The 17953-nt window shown below is 64.2% G+C and carries 14 protein-coding genes; 13 read left to right on the top strand and 1 reads right to left on the bottom strand.

The annotated features are described in order from the left end of the window. Positions 1 to 150 precede the first annotated feature (150 nt). The 8 genes from Pcatena_RS05005 (at position 151) to xdhC (ending at position 10179) form a co-directional block, all read left to right on the top strand. Complete coding sequence (locus Pcatena_RS05005) at positions 151 to 1662, top strand: ABC transporter ATP-binding protein (protein WP_126422196.1); 1512 nt, start codon at positions 151 to 153, stop codon at positions 1660 to 1662. Between the two features lie 13 nt (positions 1663 to 1675). After that, complete coding sequence (locus Pcatena_RS05000; RefSeq protein ID WP_198433387.1) at positions 1676 to 2788, top strand: ABC transporter permease; 1113 nt, start codon at positions 1676 to 1678, stop codon at positions 2786 to 2788. Then, the gene (locus Pcatena_RS04995) at positions 2788 to 3720 is read left to right on the top strand and encodes an ABC transporter permease (RefSeq protein ID WP_126422194.1); all 933 of its coding nucleotides are present in this window, start codon (positions 2788 to 2790) and stop codon (positions 3718 to 3720) included. The genes Pcatena_RS05000 and Pcatena_RS04995 overlap by 1 nt, the downstream gene beginning before the upstream one ends. A gap of 156 nt (positions 3721 to 3876) precedes the next feature. Continuing rightward, positions 3877 to 4986 carry a BMP family lipoprotein gene (locus tag Pcatena_RS04990; protein ID WP_126422192.1) on the top strand — a complete coding sequence of 370 codons (1110 nt, stop codon included), beginning with the start codon at positions 3877 to 3879 and terminating at the stop codon, positions 4984 to 4986. Positions 4987 to 5100: 114 nt separating this feature from the next. Next, positions 5101 to 6201: a BMP family lipoprotein gene (locus Pcatena_RS04985; RefSeq protein ID WP_126422190.1), complete on the top strand. Its 1101-nt coding sequence runs from the start codon at positions 5101 to 5103 to the stop codon at positions 6199 to 6201. Positions 6202 to 6460: 259 nt separating this feature from the next. Next, positions 6461 to 8803, top strand: a complete 2343-nt coding sequence (xdhA, locus tag Pcatena_RS04980; protein WP_126422188.1) for a xanthine dehydrogenase subunit XdhA — start codon at positions 6461 to 6463, stop codon at positions 8801 to 8803. Further along, the gene (gene xdhB / locus Pcatena_RS04975) at positions 8804 to 9685 is read left to right on the top strand and encodes a xanthine dehydrogenase subunit XdhB (RefSeq protein WP_126422186.1); all 882 of its coding nucleotides are present in this window, start codon (positions 8804 to 8806) and stop codon (positions 9683 to 9685) included. It abuts the gene before it with no gap. Continuing rightward, on the top strand, positions 9685 to 10179 hold the full coding sequence (xdhC, locus tag Pcatena_RS04970) for a xanthine dehydrogenase subunit XdhC (protein ID WP_126423425.1): 495 nt from the start codon (positions 9685 to 9687) through the stop codon (positions 10177 to 10179). Before xdhB ends, xdhC begins: the two co-directional genes overlap by 1 nt. An 84-nt stretch (positions 10180 to 10263) precedes the next feature. Here xdhC and Pcatena_RS04965 read toward each other — a convergent pair whose 3' ends face one another. After that, positions 10264 to 10743 carry a hypothetical protein gene (locus Pcatena_RS04965; protein ID WP_229059495.1) on the bottom strand — a complete coding sequence of 160 codons (480 nt, stop codon included), beginning with the start codon at positions 10741 to 10743 and terminating at the stop codon, positions 10264 to 10266. A gap of 268 nt (positions 10744 to 11011) precedes the next feature. Between Pcatena_RS04965 and Pcatena_RS04960 the strand changes: the two genes are divergently transcribed. The 5 genes from Pcatena_RS04960 to arcC all read left to right on the top strand — a co-directional run bounded on the left by Pcatena_RS04960 (position 11012) and on the right by arcC (position 17947). Next, complete coding sequence (locus Pcatena_RS04960) at positions 11012 to 12394, top strand: uracil-xanthine permease family protein (protein WP_126422184.1); 1383 nt, start codon at positions 11012 to 11014, stop codon at positions 12392 to 12394. Positions 12395 to 12854: 460 nt separating this feature from the next. Then, positions 12855 to 14069 (top strand): diaminopropionate ammonia-lyase, encoded by a 1215-nt coding sequence (dpaL, locus tag Pcatena_RS04955; protein WP_126422182.1) that lies wholly within the window; start codon positions 12855 to 12857, stop codon positions 14067 to 14069. 67 nt (positions 14070 to 14136) lie between these two features. Next, the gene (locus Pcatena_RS04950) at positions 14137 to 15522 is read left to right on the top strand and encodes a YgeY family selenium metabolism-linked hydrolase (RefSeq protein ID WP_126422179.1); all 1386 of its coding nucleotides are present in this window, start codon (positions 14137 to 14139) and stop codon (positions 15520 to 15522) included. 116 nt (positions 15523 to 15638) lie between these two features. After that, positions 15639 to 16838, top strand: a complete 1200-nt coding sequence (gene ygeW / locus Pcatena_RS04945; RefSeq protein WP_126422177.1) for a knotted carbamoyltransferase YgeW — start codon at positions 15639 to 15641, stop codon at positions 16836 to 16838. Between the two features lie 167 nt (positions 16839 to 17005). Continuing rightward, complete coding sequence (gene arcC / locus Pcatena_RS04940) at positions 17006 to 17947, top strand: carbamate kinase (protein ID WP_126422175.1); 942 nt, start codon at positions 17006 to 17008, stop codon at positions 17945 to 17947. Positions 17948 to 17953 lie beyond the last annotated feature (6 nt).

Raw genomic sequence — 17953 nt, 5'->3', positions numbered from 1 at the left:
CGGTGGTGCCACGAGAGGGAAGCTCCTTTGAGTTTGGCTGTTCTGACTCGTGCGGCAGAGGCAACGATCGAGCCCGCTTGACCGCACGGGTAGGAGAGGGGAGGGCACCGCGAGCGCGGTGCAGGCGGGGAACATCGAAAGGTGGTACGTATGGCCGAGTTGCTGAGGATGGAGAACGTCAGCAAGTGCTTCGGTTCGTTCTACGCTAACAAGAACGTGAACCTCACGATCGAGCAAGGCGAGGTCCACACGCTTCTGGGCGAGAACGGCGCTGGCAAGTCCACGCTCATGAACGTCCTCATCGGGCTCTACACGCCCACAGAGGGCAAGATCTACATTCGCGGCCAGGAGGTGAACATCTCCAGCCCGGGCGTGGCCGTCGAGCACGGCATCGGCATGGTCCACCAGCACTTCATGCTCATCGAGGACATGACGGGCCTCGAGAACATCATCCTGGGCGACAAGCGCCACAACAGCCCGCTGCTCCAGATCGCTGACGATCGCAAGACGATCGAGGAACTCATGGACCGCTACGGCATGGAGATCGACCTTGACGAGAAGGTCGGCGACATGTCCATCGGCATGCAGCAGCGCGTCGAGATCATGAAGGTCCTGTTCCGCGGCGCCGACCTCGTCATTCTCGACGAGCCCACCGCCGTGCTCACCGACCTGGAGGTCGAGGGCCTGTTCGACATCATGCACTCCCTCACGGCCGAGGGTAAGTCCATCATCTTCATCTCCCACAAGATGCGCGAGGTCATGCACATCTCCGACCGCGTCACGGTGCTCCGCCGCGGAGAGATGATCGACACCCTGCGCGTGGCAGACACCACCGAGCAGGAGCTCGCCGACCTCATGATCGGCCAGAAGTTCACCGAGAACACCTACGAGAAGGTCGAGACGCCCGGTGACGTCGCCTTCGAGCTCAAGGGCGTCTCCTACCACCCCGAGGTCAAGCACGGTGGCCTCAAGAACATCTCCATGCAGATCCACAAGGGCGAGGTCCTGGGTGTGGCAGGCATCGACGGCAACGGCCAGTCCGAGCTCGCCGCGCTCGTCACGGGCATGCTCAAGCCCGAGGGCGGCGAGGTCGTCGGCCCGGACGGCAACAAGATCGCGCTGTTCAGCCCGAGTGCCTTCATCGAGACGGGACTGGGCAACATCCCCGAGGACCGCAACAAGATGGGCCTCGTCGGCGACATGACGATCGCCGAGAACCTCGTGCTCAAGCAGACGAACTCCGAGCGCTTCTCCGCCGGCCACGGCGCGTGGCTCAAGCTCGACGCCATCCACGAGTACGCCGAGCAGCTCAAGGACGAGAACGACATCCGCTGCACCTCCGTCAACCAGACGGCCCGCTCGCTTTCCGGCGGCAACCAGCAGAAGGTCATCCTCGCCCGTGAGCTCGACTCCCACCCCAAGCTGCTCGTGGCCGTCTACCCCACGCGCGGCCTGGACATCGGCGCCACCGAGTTCATCCACAACCAGATCATCGCCCAGCGCGATGCCGGTTGTGCGGTGCTGCTCATCTCGGCCGACTTCGACGAGGTGCTGAAGCTCTCCGACAGGATCACGGTCCTGTTCGAGGGAGAGGTCATGGGAACGTATCCTGGCGCGAATCCTCCCATCAAGGAGATCTCGCTCGCCATGGCAGGAAAGTAGGAGGGGAGGAACAGTGGCTGACAACAAGAAGCAGACGAAGGCCAAGAAGGCCGCGGCTACCCCCGAGCAGCTGCGCGAGAAGAGGATTGCACTGCTGACGCCCGTCGTCTCGGTGCTGCTCGCCCTCATCGTGGGTGCCATCGTGATCGCGTGCCTGGGCAAGAATCCCATCCAGGGCTATGCGGCCATGCTGCAGGGCTCGCTCGGTGACATGGGCAAGATCGGCAAGACGCTCGAGCGCGCGTGCCCGCTCATCTTCACGGGCCTGGCCGCCGTCTTTGCCTACAAGTGCGGCGTGTTCAACCTTGGCGGCGAGGGCCAGTTCATCATGGGCGGCTGCGCCACCGCGACGGTCGTCCTCGGCCTTAACCTCACCGGTCCCATGGGCCTGCTGCTCGGCCTCATCGCCGGCATCGTGGTCGGTGGCATCTGGGCGCTGCTCCCGGGCATCATGAAGATCACGCGTGGCCTCAACGAGATGATCACCACGATCATGCTCAACTACATCGCCATGTACTTCATGGAGTACATCTTCAAGAACGTCTTCTCCGACCAGGGACTGCCCAAGACGCTCGCCATGCCCAAGTCGACGCACCTCATGGACGTGGGCACGGCCCACTGCGGCGTCATCATCGCGATCCTGCTCGGCGTCTTCCTGTGGTACGTGATCTTCCGTACGTCCTTCGGCTTCAAGATTCGCGCCGTGGGCCTCAGCCCCACCGCCTCGAAGGTCAACGGCTTTCCCGTGCGCGCCCTCGTGCTGCTTGCCTTCGTGATCTCCGGCGCTGTCGCCGGCCTCGGCGGCGCCGTGGAGCTGCTCGGCAAGACCCCGTTCCGCCTGGCCGACGGCTTTGGCTCCGGCTTTGGCTTTGACGGTGTGGCTATCGCGCTCATCGCGCAGCTCAACCCCATCGCCGCCATCTTCGTCGCCCTGCTGTTCGGCATCCTGTCCACGGGCGGCACGATGATGCAGTCCGTCATCGGCGTGCCCACGGCCATCGTCGACATCGTCCGCGGCCTGATCATCATCTTCGCCGTCGCGGGTCTGGCCATGGTGAAGCTGCCCAAGGTCAAGGCGATCATCGCCAACCTTGGCAAGAACAAGAAAGCTGAGGTGAACGCGTAATGGACTTCATGGTTGCGCTTCCCACCATCGTCAAGGCGATGGCGATGGGCGCCGTGCCCATCCTGCTCGCGGCTCTCGGCGAGGTCTTCTCCGAGCGTGCCGGTCTCGTCAACATCGGCCTCGAGGGCATCATGGCCGTCGGCGCGTTCGTGGCGTTCGCGGTCGGCAAGGTCACGGGCAGCCTGTGGCTGGGACTTCTCGCGGGCATGGCCGCCGGCGTGCTCATCAACATGATCTACGCCTTCTGCACGGTCAAGCTCTGCTCTGACCAGACGGTCACGAGTATGGCAATCAACATCCTGGCCCCTGCCGTGGCGCTGTTTGGCTACAACCTGTTCGTGGGCGCCAACCCCGCCAACGCCACGGGCAGCCAGATGCCCAGCCTTGCCATCCCGGGCCTCTCGAGCATCCCCGTCATAGGCAACGGCCTGTTCAACCAGACGCTTCTTGCCTACCTTGCGTTCCTGCTTGTGCCTGTGGTGTCGTTCTTCTTCAAGCGCTGCCGTGCTGGCCTGTCCTGGCGCTCCGTGGGCGAGAACCCGCAGGCCGCCGAGACGCTCGGCATCAACGTCGTGCGCACCAAGTACGTGGCCTGCATCGTGTGCGGCGCTCTCGCGGCCGCCGGCGGCGCGTTCCTCACGCTGTGCTACACGCCGATCTACACGGACGGCATCGTGATGGGCCGCGGCTTCATCGCGCTGGCCACCGTCATCTTCGGTCGCTGGAGCGCCGTGGGCGTCATGGGCGCGAGCCTTCTGTTCGGCTTCTTCGATGGCCTCAACGTGGCCCTGCAGGCCCAGTTCCAGGCCGCCCCGGTCATGTTCTTCAAGATGATCCCCTACATCTTCACGATCATCGCGCTCATCTTCTTTGGCTCCAAGCACGCCGGCCCCAAGGCGAGCGGCCAGCCGTACTTCCGCGAGTCTCGCTAGAGTTTCTGTGCCATGGCGGGCAGAGGTTAAATTGCCCGCCATGGCAAGATGTGAGGTGTCAGCTTCCTTAAAGCTGGGTATCAGGTAGTCGTAGTGCTTTGCACGGGAAGGCGGGCGCATCGGTGCGCCCGGACGAGTGGGAAAGGAAAGACCAACATGAGTGAGTCCAAGAAGTCCCAGTCCCGAGTCATGCTCAACAGGCGTCAGGCCCTTGGCCTTGGCGGGGCAGCTGCCCTGACCGTGGCGCTGGCCGGCTGCGGCGGCTCTGGTGACAGCTCTGCCGCCTCCACCGGAGACTCCGGCGACAAGAAGTACAAGGTCGCCATGATCATGAGCGGCATCACCACCGACGGCGGCTGGGACCAGGGCCACTACGAGTCCCTCAAGCGCGCCATCGACGAGCACCCCAACTGGGAGATGCTCGAGCCCAAGGAGAACACGGCGGACGCGGACGCCGCCACCGCCGCCCAGACCTACGTCGACCAGGACGTCGACCTCATCATCGGCAACGGCAACCAGTTTGCCTCCGACTGGGCAGAGGTCGTCGCCAGCGCGGCAGACGAGCACCCCAACGTCAACTTCCTCATCACCAACACCGACCCTGAGGCCGAGATGGGCGATTACGAGAACCTCGACCACGTCGAGACCGTGCTGCCTGACTTCGTCCAGACGGGCGCGCTGGCCGGCGTCGTCGCCGGTCTCATGACCCAGACGAAGAGCATCGGCTTCATCGGCGGCATGAAGCTCCCGTCCACGACAAAGAAGTACGCCGCCTACCTCGCCGCCGCTCAGAAGATCGACGCCTCCATCACGGGTCAGTACAACTTCGAGGCCGGCTTCACCGATGCCTCCCTGGGCACCAAGCTCGCCGAGCAGTGGATTGCCTCCAACAACGTCGACGTCATGTGGGGCGACGCCTCCGCGGTTGACAACGGCGTGCGCCAGGCTCTCCAGAACGCCGGGGCCGACACCCACTTCGACATCGCCCAGCCCATCGACGCCGTGGGCGATGACCAGCCCACCGTCATCACCTCCACGATCACCGACTGGATGATCGGCCAGGCCATGGATGAGATCGAGTCCGGCAAGTTCGGTGGCGGAGTTGCCATCACCGGCAACATGGACAACGGTGGCATCACGCTCGGCAAGTTCTCCGACAAGGTCTCCCAGGACGTCCAGGACAAGATCGCCGAGTACTCAGACCAGATCAAGGCTGGCTCGTTCATCAGCGACGCGGACGTCGAGGCAATCGAGAAGGGCCTCTAAGCTCTCTCACATAGCGTTTAGGTAGCAAGGGACCGAGTCGGACTTGCTTCGGCTCGGTCCCCTTTTCATCCGGGTCCGCTATTATGTGCGGACATATTAAGGGAAGGGGATTCCATGAAGAACCACAAGCTCGTCAGCCGCCGCGATGCCATCAAGCTCGGCGCCGGTGCCGCCACGGCTGCAGCCGCGCTTTCGCTCGTTGGCTGCGGTGGCTCCTCCGACGGCGGCTCCGACGCCGCCAGCGGCGAGGCCAAGGACAGCTACAAGGTCGCCCTCGTCATCTCCGGTCCGGCGCTTGACGGCGGCTGGGGCCAGGGCCACTACGAGTCGCTGCAGAAGGCCTGCGAGGAGAACTCCAAGTGGGAGATGCTCGAGCCCAAGGAGAACACCGCCTCCGCCGATGCCGCCACGGCCGCCCAGTCCTACGTCGACCAGGACGTCGACCTCATCATCGCCGCGGGCAACGAGTTCTGCTCCGACTGGGCAGAGGTCGTCGCCGAGGCCGCCGAGTCTCACCCCAACGTGCACTTCCTCATGACCAACACCGACCCCACGACCGACCTCGCCGACTACGAGACGCTCGACAACCTCGAGACCGTCCAGGTCAACCTCAAGCAGGCCGGTTCGCTCGCGGGTGTCGTCGCCGGCCTCATGACCAAGTCCAACTGCATCGGCTTCGTTGGGGGCATGCGCATCCCCACGACGCTCACGAAGTACTCCGCCTACCTCGCGGCCGCCCAGAAGGTCAACTCCGCCGTCAAGGGCGTCTACAACTTCGAGGCCGGCTTCTCCGACGCCTCCGCCGGCGTGAAGCTCACCGAGTCCTGGATTGGCACGGACAACGTCGACGTCATGTGGTGCGACGCCTCCGCCGTTGACGGTGGCGTGCGCCAGGCCCTCGAGAGCGCCGGCGCCGACACGCACTTCAACATCGCTCAGCCGATCGACCTCTGTGGCTCCGACCACCCCTGCGTGGTCACCTCCACCGTTACCGACTGGAAGATGGGCGAGGCCATGAGCGCCATCGAGGACGGCTCCTTTGGCAGCGGCAAGGTCATCGAGGCCAACATCGAGAACGGTGGCGTTTCCCTCGGCAAGTACTCCGACGCCGTCTCCCAGGACGTCCAGGACAAGGTCGCCGAGTACACCGAGCAGATCAAGGCCGACACCTTCCTGACCGACGACGAGGTCGAGACCATCAAGTCCGGCCTGTAGTCCTTCCGCATCAACGCTCGCCTCAAAGTGTCTGGGCGCCTTCCCGCAATCGGGGGAGGCGCCCTTTCTTGTGCGCTGAACAGCGTGACTTCGTTGCACTCGCTTGCAAATAACGCCCAGGTCAGAGGCGTTGTTTCATGTTTGGCAACCGACCCGTCTGCGCGCTGAAACCGTCCGCTCACCGTAATGAACCAACGCTTGATTCTCGCGGTAATAAAATTTTGTTTGCAAGCAAGACAACTTTTGAGAGTGAGGCGTCATGGAAAAGCTCAGGGAGGTTGGTCGCCCCGTCGTGCGCGTCGACGCATATGACAAGGTGACGGGACGCGCCAAGTTCACGGATGACCTGTGCCCCAAGCCCTGCCTCGAGGCAAAGATCTATCACGCCACGATCGGCAACGGGCGCGTTGTGTCCATCGACACGTCCGACGCCGAGAAAGAGCCGGGCGTCGTTGCGGTTTTCACCTGCTTTGACGTGCCCGACACCTGCTATCCGGTTGCAGGCCACCCGTGGTATGCCGACAGCGCCGCCGCCAAGCGCGACCAGGCAGACCGCAAGCTGCTTGACGACCGCGTGCGCATCTACGGCGACAACATCGCCGTAGTCGTGGGTGAGGACACGGTTGCCTGCGACCGCGCCCTCAAGAAGATCCACGTGGAGTACGAGGAGTACCCGGTCGTCTATGACGCGCTCGAGTCCATGAAGGGCACGAACCCGCCCGTACAGGACCGCAAGCCGGACAACATCGTGGCCCACTCACTTGCCCGCACCTCCGAGGAGGACCTCGCCCGCGCCGGCTACAAGACGGTCGAGGAGGCCCTCGAGGACCCCAAGTACCACCACGTGAAGATTCATGCGGAGTCCCGTGAGCAGTCCCAGGTGCACATCGAGACGTGCGTCTCGTACTGCTACATGGAAGGCGGCAAGATCGTCTGCGTCTCCTCCACGCAGATCCCCCACGTCGTGCGCCGCGTCATCGGCCAGGCGCTCGGCATCCCCTGGGGAGACGTGCGCGTCATCAAGCCCTACATCGGCGGCGGCTTCGGCACCAAGCAGGACGTCCACTACGAGCCGCTCAACGCCTGGATCTGCAAGCAGATCGGCGGCCGCTGCGTCAAGCTCGAGCTCTCCCGCGAGGAGCTGTTCTGGGACACGTCGGGCCGCCAGCCCAAGACGTTCGACATCGAGTGCTCATACGATGACGAGATGAACCTGCACGCGCGCAAGATCGTGGCCTACTCCAACACCGGCGGCTACGTCCATCACGGACACGCCCTCGTGCTCAACTCCGTGAACTCGTTCCGCTGGTTGTACCACACCCAGGAGGTGGCCACGCACTCCGAGGCCTACACCATCCACACGAACGGCCCGCACACGGGTGCCATGCGCGCCTATGGCGTGCCCGAGGGCAACTGGGCGGCCGAGTGCCTCATGGGCGACATCGCCTATGACAACGGCTGGGACGGCGTCGAGTTCCGCCTCAAGAACGTCTACACGGACAAGTTCGTGGACGAGTTCACGCCCGGCGGCGTCATCGCCGCGCACACCTGCGGCATTCCCGAGTGCGTCGAGAAGGGCAAGGAGTACATCGAGTGGGACAAGAAGAAGGCCGAGTATGCCAATGAGACGGGTCCCATCCGCCATGGCGTGGGCGTCTCGTTCTTCGTGTACAAGACGGCCGTCGCCCCCTTTGCGCTCGAGACGGCCACGGCTGCCGTGACGCTCAACCAGGACGGCTCCATCCAGCTTCAGATGGGCGCCACCGAGATCGGCCAGGGTGCGGACACGGTCTTCTCGCAGATGGCGGCAGAGGCCATCGGCGTCGACACCGAGGACGTCCACATCGTGTCGTTCCAGGACACCGACGTCACGCCCTATGACTCGGGCGCCTATGCGTCGCGCCAGACCTATGTCTCGGGCACGGCCGTGAAGAAGGCGGGTGAGACGCTGCGCAGAAAGATCCTCGACTACGCCCATTACCTGCACCCGAGCGCCCAGGGCGAGCTGTGCCTTCGCGACCACAAGATCTTTGACGTCGTGGGCAACGTCGTGTGCACCCTGCCCGAGCTCGCCCTCGAGGCCTACTACAACCTCGGCGCGGCCAACCAGCTCCACGCGCACGAGACGATCAACGTGCACACGAACTCGATAGCGGGCGGCTGCACGTTCGCCGACGTCACGGTGGACATGCCGCTTGGCAAGGTCACGGTGAACAAGATCATCAACGTCCAGGACTCGGGACGCCTCATCAACCCCAAGCTCGTGGAGCAGCAGATCCACGGCGGCATGGCACAGGGCATCGGCTACGGCCTGTTCGAGGAACTGCAGGTTGACCCCAAGACGGCCCGCGTGCTCAACCCCACGCTTCTCGACTACAAGATTCCCACGACGATGGACCTGCCCGACCTCAAGGCGGACTTCGTGGAGAAGCCCGACCCCACGGGCCCCTACGGCAACAAGGCCGTGGGAGAGACGCCCGCCATCTCGCCGGCCGCGGCCATCCGCGACGCCATCCTCGATGCCACGGGCTGCAAGTTCTACGTCGAGCCCATGACGCCCCAGCGTCTCTTCGAGGGCTTCAAGAAGGAGGGGCTGATCTAGATGTATGACATCGAATCGCTCTACGAGGCCACGAGCGTGGCCGACGCCTGCCAGGCACTTGCGGCAGACCCCGCCGCCGAGGTCATCGCCGGCGGCACCGACGTGCTCGTGAAGCTGCGCGAGGGCAAGGGCGCTCCGGCGCACCTCGTCTCCATCCACGGCCTTGCCGACGAGCTCGATGGCGTTACGCTCGCCGATGACGGCACGGTGGAGATTGGTCCCATCACGTGGTTCCACCACGTCACGACGAGCCCCGTCATCCAGACCACCGTGCCTACGCTCGGCGAGGCGTGCGACACGCCCGGCGGCCCGCAGCTGCGCGTCTCGGGCACCATCGGCGGCAACATCTGCACGGCTGCGACCTCGGCAGACTCGGCGTCCACGCTGTTTGCCTACGGCGCCCTGCTCGACGTCCAGAGCGTGCGCGGGACCCGAACCATCCCCATCGAGGAGTGGTACGCCGGGCCCGGCCGCTCCCACAAGGAGCGCGACGAGGTGCTCGTCAAGATTCGCATCCCGAAGGACCACTACGAGGGCTTCACCGGCTACTACTTCAAGTACGGCAAGCGCAACGCCCTCGAGATCACGACCATGGGTTGCTGCTGCCTCGTGAAGCTTGGCTCTGACAAGCGCACGATAGACGACATCCGCCTGGCCTTTGGCGTTGCCGGTCCCACGCCCATGCGCGCCATCGAGGCCGAGGATGCCGTGCGTGGCACAGACGTGCACAAGGCCGTGGGGCGCATCGGCGAGCTCGCGGCGGCTTGTACGAACCCGCGTGACAGCTGGCGCGCGTCCAAGGACTTCCGCCTGCAGCTCATCAAGGAGATGTCAAAGCGCTCCCTCATCTATGCGGCGCGCAGGGGAGGAGCTGATCTGTGATGGACATGAAGATCTTGAAGTGCACGGTGAACGGCAAGGAAGTCCAGGTGGGCTATGACCCGCGCGAGTCGCTGCTCGACACGCTGCGAAACCGCCTGGGCCTCACGAGCGTCAAGCGCGGCTGCGAGGTGGGCGAGTGCGGTGCCTGCACCGTGCTCATCGACGGCGTGGCCACAGACACCTGCCTCTACCTCACGGACTGGGCTCAGGGCAAGGACATCCTCACCGTCGAGGGCCTGCAGGCGCCTGACGGCACGCTCAACCCCGTCCAGCAGGCGTTCATCGACCAGTTCGCCGTCCAGTGCGGCTTCTGCATCCCTGGCATCATCATGAGCGCCATGGAGATGATCAACACCGGCAAGACCTACACCCGAGACGAGATTCGCAAGAACCTCTCGGGACACCTGTGCCGCTGCACCGGCTACCAGAACGTAATCGACGGCGTCGAGAAGGCCATCGAGATCGTTCACGGCGAGTGCGGAACCGAGGAGTAGGCGAGGGCCAATAAAGAGGCGGGCCCGGCTCACGCTCGAGCGGGCCCGCCCCGTTTAGTGGGCAGGGGAAGGTCTCTCGCCAGCCTACGCCCACTTGACGACGATTGTGTTGTTGTCGATCTTGCCGTTGCCCTTCTCGTCCCCGTTGCCAACCTCCACCTCGTAGCCCAGGCGCTGGAGGTCGTTCACGAACTTCGCGAGCCTGGAGCTGTACGTGTTGAGGATGCGCGCGGTCTGGATGGGGGAGATGAGGTCCTGCTCGCGGCCGTAGATGATGTCGCACACGGCGTCGGCGACGTTCGTGTTGCTGTTGGCCACGAGGTCGTTGTAGAACGAGTTGCCCTCGCCGTCGCGGTCGTTGTCGCTGGGGGCGAACTTCACGGACAGCGTGGTGCGGCCAAACTTGGCGTACATGCGGATGCGCGTGTCGGTGCGGTGGATGGCGTTTCTGATGGCCCAGCTGATGGCGTTGTTGGAGAGCGTGTCTGCGGCGGCAGTCTCTCTCGTGGGGTCCGCCTCCGCGGCGATGGCGCGGGCCTCCTCGGCCTTGATCATGTCGAGCATGGGCTCCTCCTCGTGTCTGTCTCAATCTCATTCACCGTCGAGTATACGCGCAAGGTCGGACCCATTCTGGCCGTCGCGGTACCGCTCGCGCCCAAAATGCAGCCGTTGGCGTGCGGTTTGAGACTTCCTAACAAAATGTAAGCACAACTGAATATTCTTTAGGATGTTATTTCGCCCCAGTCAGGGGATGATGCGCGGGCGGCCCCCGAGGCAAGGGCGGGCCGCACCCACAGGCGCGTGCCAGAGCGCCCTCACGAGAGGAACATGTATGGACAATACCCAACAGGCCGAGGCGGGCCTCGACAAGTCGCTGTTCAAGCGTGACGGATTCCCGCCCCTGGGCTCGCTCATCCCCACGTCTTTGCAGCACGTGCTCGCGTCGTTCGCCGGCGTCATCACGCCCGCGATGATGATCGCCTCCACCTGTGGCTTCACGGCGGAGCAGGAGACGGCCATCATCCAGGTGGCGCTCATCCTGTCTGCCATCGACACGCTGCTTCAGCAGTTCCCGCTGTTTGGGCGCATCGGCTCGGGCCTGCCCATCCTCACGGGCGCGTCCTTCGCCTTCCTGCCGGCCCTGCAGGCAGTGGGCGTGGAGTTCGGCTTCTCCGTCATCCTCGGCGCGGAGATGGTGGGTGGCATCGTCGCCATCGTGTTCAGCCTGTTCTATGACAAGATCCGTTGGATCTTCCCACCGCTCGTCACGGGCACGGTCATCTTCACCATCGGCGTGAGCCTGTATCCCACGGCCATCAAGTACATCGCCGGTGGTGTGGGCACCGAGAACTTCGGCAGCGCCATGAACTGGATCGTGGGCCTCATCACGTTCGCCGTGACGTTTGGCCTCACGAACTTCACGAAGGGCATCACCAAGATCGGCTCCATCTTCTTCGCGATCATCATCGGCTGCGTCGTCTCCATCCCGTTCGGCATGATCGACCCGTCCGGCATCGGCGAGGCAGCCTGGTTCTCCCTGCCCACGTTCATGCCGTTCGAGCTCAAGTTCGACCCTGCCGTGTGCATCACGATCGCCATCATCTACGTCATGGTGAACATCCAGCTCATCGGTGACCTCTCCGCGGCCACGGCCGGTTCCATGGACCGCATGCCCAAGGGCCGCGAGGTCTCCGGCGGCATCATGGCCCAGGGCCTCGTCTCCATCCTGGCCTCCCTGTTCGGCGGCGTTCCCACCTCGGCGTTCGGTCAGAACGTGGGCATCATCGTGAGTACGAAGGTCATCAACCGCTGGGTGTTCGGCGGCGCCGCCATCGTCTTCATGGCCGCCGGCCTGTGCCCCAAGCTCTCCGCGCTTCTGCTCATGATTCCGCAGCCTGTCATCGGCGGCGCCACGATCAGCGTGTTCGGCACCATTACGCTCAACGGCATCCGAATCCTCGTGAAGGACGGCCTCACGCCGCGCACGTGCACCATCTTTGGCGTGTCCGTCGCCTTTGGCCTGGGTATCGCGCAGGTCTCCGGCTCGCTCACGGGCGCCGGCATGCCTGGCTGGATCAACACGATCTTTGGCACGTCCGCCATCACGCCCTGCGCCATCATGGCCATCGTCCTGAACCTGCTCATGCCTCCCGAGCCCGTCGAGGAGGAGAAGAGACTCCACGTCTCCGACAGTGACGCGGAGGGCGAGGAGTAACTTTCGCTGATGCACGGTCGGCGGGTGTGCTTCTTCCCCGAGCAGCCTCGTCGTTGTGTTGGAGGGCCGTCCCATGCCGGGGCGGCCCTTCTTTTTTTGCGGTGCGGGCAAGAAGGCCGCGCTCGCCCGGGGAGTGCCAAAAAGTCTTTGACACTTTGGGGACAGCGTGCCATGCCTAAAAATTTGTTAGGCAATCGAACCACCCGAATGTGTCGCTCGTGTGACGATGGGGTTCCATGGCACACTGCCGTTATGTCAATCAGCGCGCAGATGCGCATGTTTGCCGCTTGCGCGCGTACGCTGGCCCCCTACGCTCGCGGCCGATTTCGCAACGCTCACCAGACGGCGTAAAACTAGCCTTGAATCTAAAACAAAGTGTGGTTTCATATGGAGTAACAAACTATTTGTTTGGTTATCAAACAAATAGTTGAATGCAATCAACCAAGGAGGTCTCGGTAACGTGAGCGAGAAGATTCAGTGGGCCGTCAACCACATGCCCAAGAGTGACGATGCGCACCTGGGCATCATGTCGCTCGACAACGTCAAGAAGGCCCGCGCCTTCCACAAGAGCTTCCCGCAGTACACCGTGACGCCGCTCGCACGCCTCGATGGCCAGGCCGCTCGCCTGGGTCTTGGCAACCTGTGCGTCAAGGACGAGTCCTACCGCTTCGGCCTCAACGCCTTCAAGGTGCTCGGCGGATCGTTCGCCATGGCCAACTACATCGCCGACGAGACGGGCAAGGACGTCGCCGAGTGCACGTTCGACTACCTCACCTCCGACCAGCTCGCCAAGGACTTCGGCCAAGCCACGTTCTTCACCGCCACGGACGGCAACCACGGCCGCGGCGTTGCCTGGGCCGCCAACAAGCTCGGCCAGAAGGCCGTCGTGCACATGCCCAAGGGCTCCACGAAGCCTCGCTTTGACAACATCGCCGCCGAGGGCGCCAAGGTGACCATCGAGGAGGTCAACTACGACGAGTGCGTCCGCATGGCCGCCGCCGAGGCCGATGCCTGCGAGCGTGGCGTCATCGTGCAGGACACCGCCTGGGAGGGCTACGAGAAGATCCCGTCCTGGATCATGGAGGGCTACGGCACCATGGCCTCCGAGGCTGCCGAGCAGCTCCGCGAGATGGCCATCAACCGCCCGACCCACGTGTTCGTCCAGGCTGGCGTGGGCTCGCTTGCCGGTGCCGTCGTGGGCTACTTCACCAACCTCTTCCCGGACAACCCGCCCACGTTCGTCGTGGCCGAGTGCGCCCCCGCAGCCTGCCTGTACAAGGGTGCCGCTGCCGGTGACGGAGACCCGCGCATCGTCGACGGCGACATGCCCTCCATCATGGCCGGCCTGTGCTGCGGCGAGCCCAACATCCTGGGCTGGGACATCCTTCGCAACCACGTGACCGCGTTCGTCTCCTGCCCCGACTGGGTGACCGCCCGCGGCATGCGCACCCTCGGCGCCCCCGAGAAGGGCGACCCGCGCGTCATCTCCGGCGAGTCCGGCGCCGTTACGACGGGCCTCGTCGAGACCCTCATGCTCGACCCGGAGTACGCCGAGCTCAAGGAGGCCATCGGCCTGGACAAGACGAGCTCCGTGCTGTGCTTCTCCACCGAGGGCGACACCGACCCCGAGCAGTACCGCCGCATCGTCTGGGAGGGCGAGTACCCCACCTGCTAGGCACCACTGCCGCTCGTGCGGCCCAAGCAATAGGTAACGAAGGCCATCGAACAGAAAGGTTCACGACATGGCTAAGCAGCTCGACTACGATCTCATCAAGAAGACCGCCCAGGACTACGGCAAGGACATGACCGCGTTCCTGCGTGCCATGATCTCCCACCCGTCCGAGTCCTGCGAGGAGGGCGAGGTCGTCGCCTGCATCAAGGCCGAGATGGAGAAGCTCGGCTTCGACGAGGTCAAGGTTGACGGCCTTGGCAACGTCATGGGCTTCATGGGCGAGGGCGACAAGATCATCGCCATCGACTCCCACATCGACACCGTGGGCATCGGCAATCGCGACAACTGGGACTTCGACCCCTATGAGGGCTTCGAGGACGACCAGCTCATTGGTGGCCGCGGCGGCTCCGACCAGGAGGGTGGCATGGCCAGCGCCACCTACGCCGCCAAGATGATGAAGGACCTCGACCTCATCCCCGAGGGCTACAAGGTCATGGTCGTCGGCACGGTCCAGGAGGAGGACTGCGACGGCATGTGCTGGCAGTACATCTACAACGTCGACGGCATCAAGCCCGAGTTCGTCATCTCCACCGAGCCCACCGACGGCGGCATCTATCGTGGCCACCGCGGCCGCATGGAGATCCGCGTTGACGTCCACGGCACGTCCTGCCACGGCTCCGCTCCCGAGCGCGGCGACAACGCCATCTACAAGATGGCCGACATCATCGCCGACGTCCGCAAGCTGAACAACAACGGCTGCGACGAGTCCACCGACGTCAAGGGTCTCGTCAAGATGCTCGACCCCAAGTATAACCCCGAGCACTTCGAGGACGCCCGCTTCCTGGGCCGCGGCACCTGCACCGTCTCCCAGATCTTCTACACCTCGCCGTCCCGCTGCGCCGTGGCCGACTCCTGCGCCATCTCCATCGACCGCCGCATGACCGCCGGTGAGACCTACAAGTCCTGCCTCGCCGAGGTCGAGAACCTCCCGTCCGTCAAGAAGTATGGCGACGACGTCAAGGTCTCCATGTACATGTACGACCGTCCGTCCTGGACGGGCGAGGTCTACGAGACCGAGGCCTACTTCCCGACGTGGATCAACAAGGAGTCCGCGCCCCACGTCAAGGCCCTCGTCGACGCCCACAAGGCGCTCTTCGGCGACGAGCGCATCGGCTGCGAGAAGTCCATGGACAAGCGCGCCGGCCGTCCGCTGTGCGACAAGTGGACCTTCTCCACGAACTGCGTCTCCATCCAGGGTCGCTACGGCATCCCCTGCGTCGGCTTTGGCCCTGGCGCCGAGTCCCAGGCCCACGCGCCCAACGAGGTCACCTACAAGCAGGACCTCCCGACCTGCGCCGCCCTCTACGTCGCTGCCCTCAACCTCTACGACCCCTCGCAGGCTGACGGCAACGCCACGACCTACCGCGCCGAGCTCACGGACAACGACATCAAGTAGCCGGTCGCGCGCACCGCTTTAGAATCTTTCCTGCCGCCCCGGCTCGGGGAGCATGGGGCGGCAGGTCCTGCGCGGGCATGCGCCCGCCACCACACCAACTAGGGAGAGGAAACCCAATGAGCGACATCCAGCAGTACCTCGACGTCCTGTCTGGCCTTGACTTCAAGGGCATGTACAACAGCGACTTCCTGCACACCTGGGACAAGACCACCGACGAGCTCAAGGCGCTCTACGCCACCGCCGCGGCTCTTCGCAACCTGCGCGAGCGCAACATCTCGTCCAAGATCTTCGACTCGGGCCTCGCCGTCTCGCTGTTCCGTGACAACTCCACGCGCACCCGTTTCTCCTTCTCCAAGGCCTCCAACCTGCTCGGCCTCGAGCTCCAGGACCTCGACGAGAAGAAGTCCCAGATCGCCCACGGCGAGACCGTCCGTGAGACCGCCACGATGATCTCCTTTATGGCCGACGTCATCGGCATCCGTGACGACATGTACATCGGCAAGGGCGACGCCTACATGAAGGAGGTCTCCGAGTCCGTCCAGCAGGCCTACGCTGATGGCGTCCTCGACCACCGTCCCACGCTCATCTCCCTGCAGTCCGACTCCGACCACCCCACGCAGTCCTCTGCCGACATGCTCTACCTCATCAAGGAGTTTGGCGGCCTTGAGAACCTCAAGGGCAAGAAGGTTGCCGTGACCTGGGCCTACTCGCCCTCCTACGGCAAGCCGCTGTCCTGCCCGCAGTCGCTTATCAGCCTGCTGCCGCGCTTTGGCATGGACGTCACGCTGGCCCACCCCGAGGGCTACGACCTCATGCCCGAGGTCGTCGAGCGCGCAAAGGGCTACGCCGCCGAGAACGGCACCTCCTTCAAGCAGGTCAACACGATGGCCGAGGCCTTCGAGGGCGCCGACATCGTGATCCCGAAGTCCTGGGCCCCCTACGTGGGCATGGAGAAGCGCACGAACCTCTACGCCGAGGGTGATGACGCCGGCATCGCCGCGCTCGAGAAGGAGCTTCTCGCCCAGAACGCCACGCACCAGGACTGGTGCTCCACGACCGAGCTCATGGCCAAGACGGCCAACGGTCAGGACACGATCTTCATGCACCCGCTGCCCGCCGACATCTCCGGTGTCTCCTGCGAGCACGGCGAGGTCATGGCCGATGTCTTCGACATGCACCGCGACGGCATGTACAAGGAGGCTTCCTACAAGCCCTACGCCATCGCCGCAATGATGTTTCTCCAGAAGGTTGCCGATCCCGTCGCCACGCTCAAGGCGCTCGAGGATGCCGGCACCCCCCGCTGGTATCAGGCCTAATGCCCCCGTGTCGGCCTAGCCGATTCGAGGCCTGATACACCTCACAAACCGGCCCCCACTGGGGGCCGGCGCTAGTTGGAACCCACTCGGTCGCCCCCACTTCCCCCCTTTATTGGGGCGGCCGAGTGAGAACCTTATCGCTTACCCTTTTTTGATCGGAGCCCCCCATGTCCAAGCGCATCGTCGTTGCCCTCGGCGGCAACGCCCTTGGAAAGAACCTTCCCGAGCAGATGCAGGCCGTCCAGGTGACCTCCAAGGCCATCGTCGACCTCATCGAGCAGGGCAACGAGGTTGTCGTCGTGCACGGCAACGGCCCGCAGGTTGGCATGATCGCCAACGCCATGACCGAGCTGACGCGCAGCGACCCTGAGAAGTACATTCCGTGTCCGCTGTCCGTCTGCGGCGCCATGAGCCAAGGCTACATCGGCTATGACCTGCAGAACGCCCTTCGCGAGGAGATGGAGCGCCGCGGCATCGACAAGGGCGTGGCGACCGTCCTCACGCAGGTCGAGGTAGACCCGGCCGACCCCGCCTTCGAGAACCCCACGAAGCCCATCGGCTCGTTCATGAGCAAGGAGGAGGCCGAGAGCCTCAAGGAGAGCCGCGGGTACGACTTCGTCGAGGACTCAGGCCGAGGCTATCGCCGTGTCGTGGCTTCGCCCAGACCTAAGCGCATCGTCGAGCTGGACACGATCTCCTCGCTCGTCGCTGCCAACCACGTGGTCATCGCCTGCGGTGGCGGCGGCATTCCCGTGGAGCCCACGGGCAACCACCACCTCAAGGGTGCCGCTGCCGTCATCGACAAGGACTTCGCGGCTGAGCTTCTCGCCGAGTCCCTCGATGCGGACTACCTCGTGATCCTCACGGCCGTGGAGAAGGTCGCCGTGCGCTTTGGAAAGCCCGACGAGGAGTGGCTCGACGCCCTCACGCCCGAGCGCGCCCACGAGCTGGCAGACGCAGGCGAGTTTGGCAAGGGCTCCATGGAGCCCAAGGTCCTGGCCGCTGCCGCGTTCGCCGAGAGCAAGCCCGGCCGCTCTGCCCTCATCACGCTGCTCGAGAAGGCGCGTGACGGCATCGACGGCAAGACCGGCACCACCATTCGCGCTTAAGCGATG

The organism is Parolsenella catena (assembly GCF_003966955.1).
Lineage (GTDB): Bacteria > Actinomycetota > Coriobacteriia > Coriobacteriales > Atopobiaceae > Parolsenella > Parolsenella catena.
The sequence above is the reverse complement of the archived record's forward strand: the minus strand, read 5'-3'. Positions and strand labels throughout refer to the sequence as shown.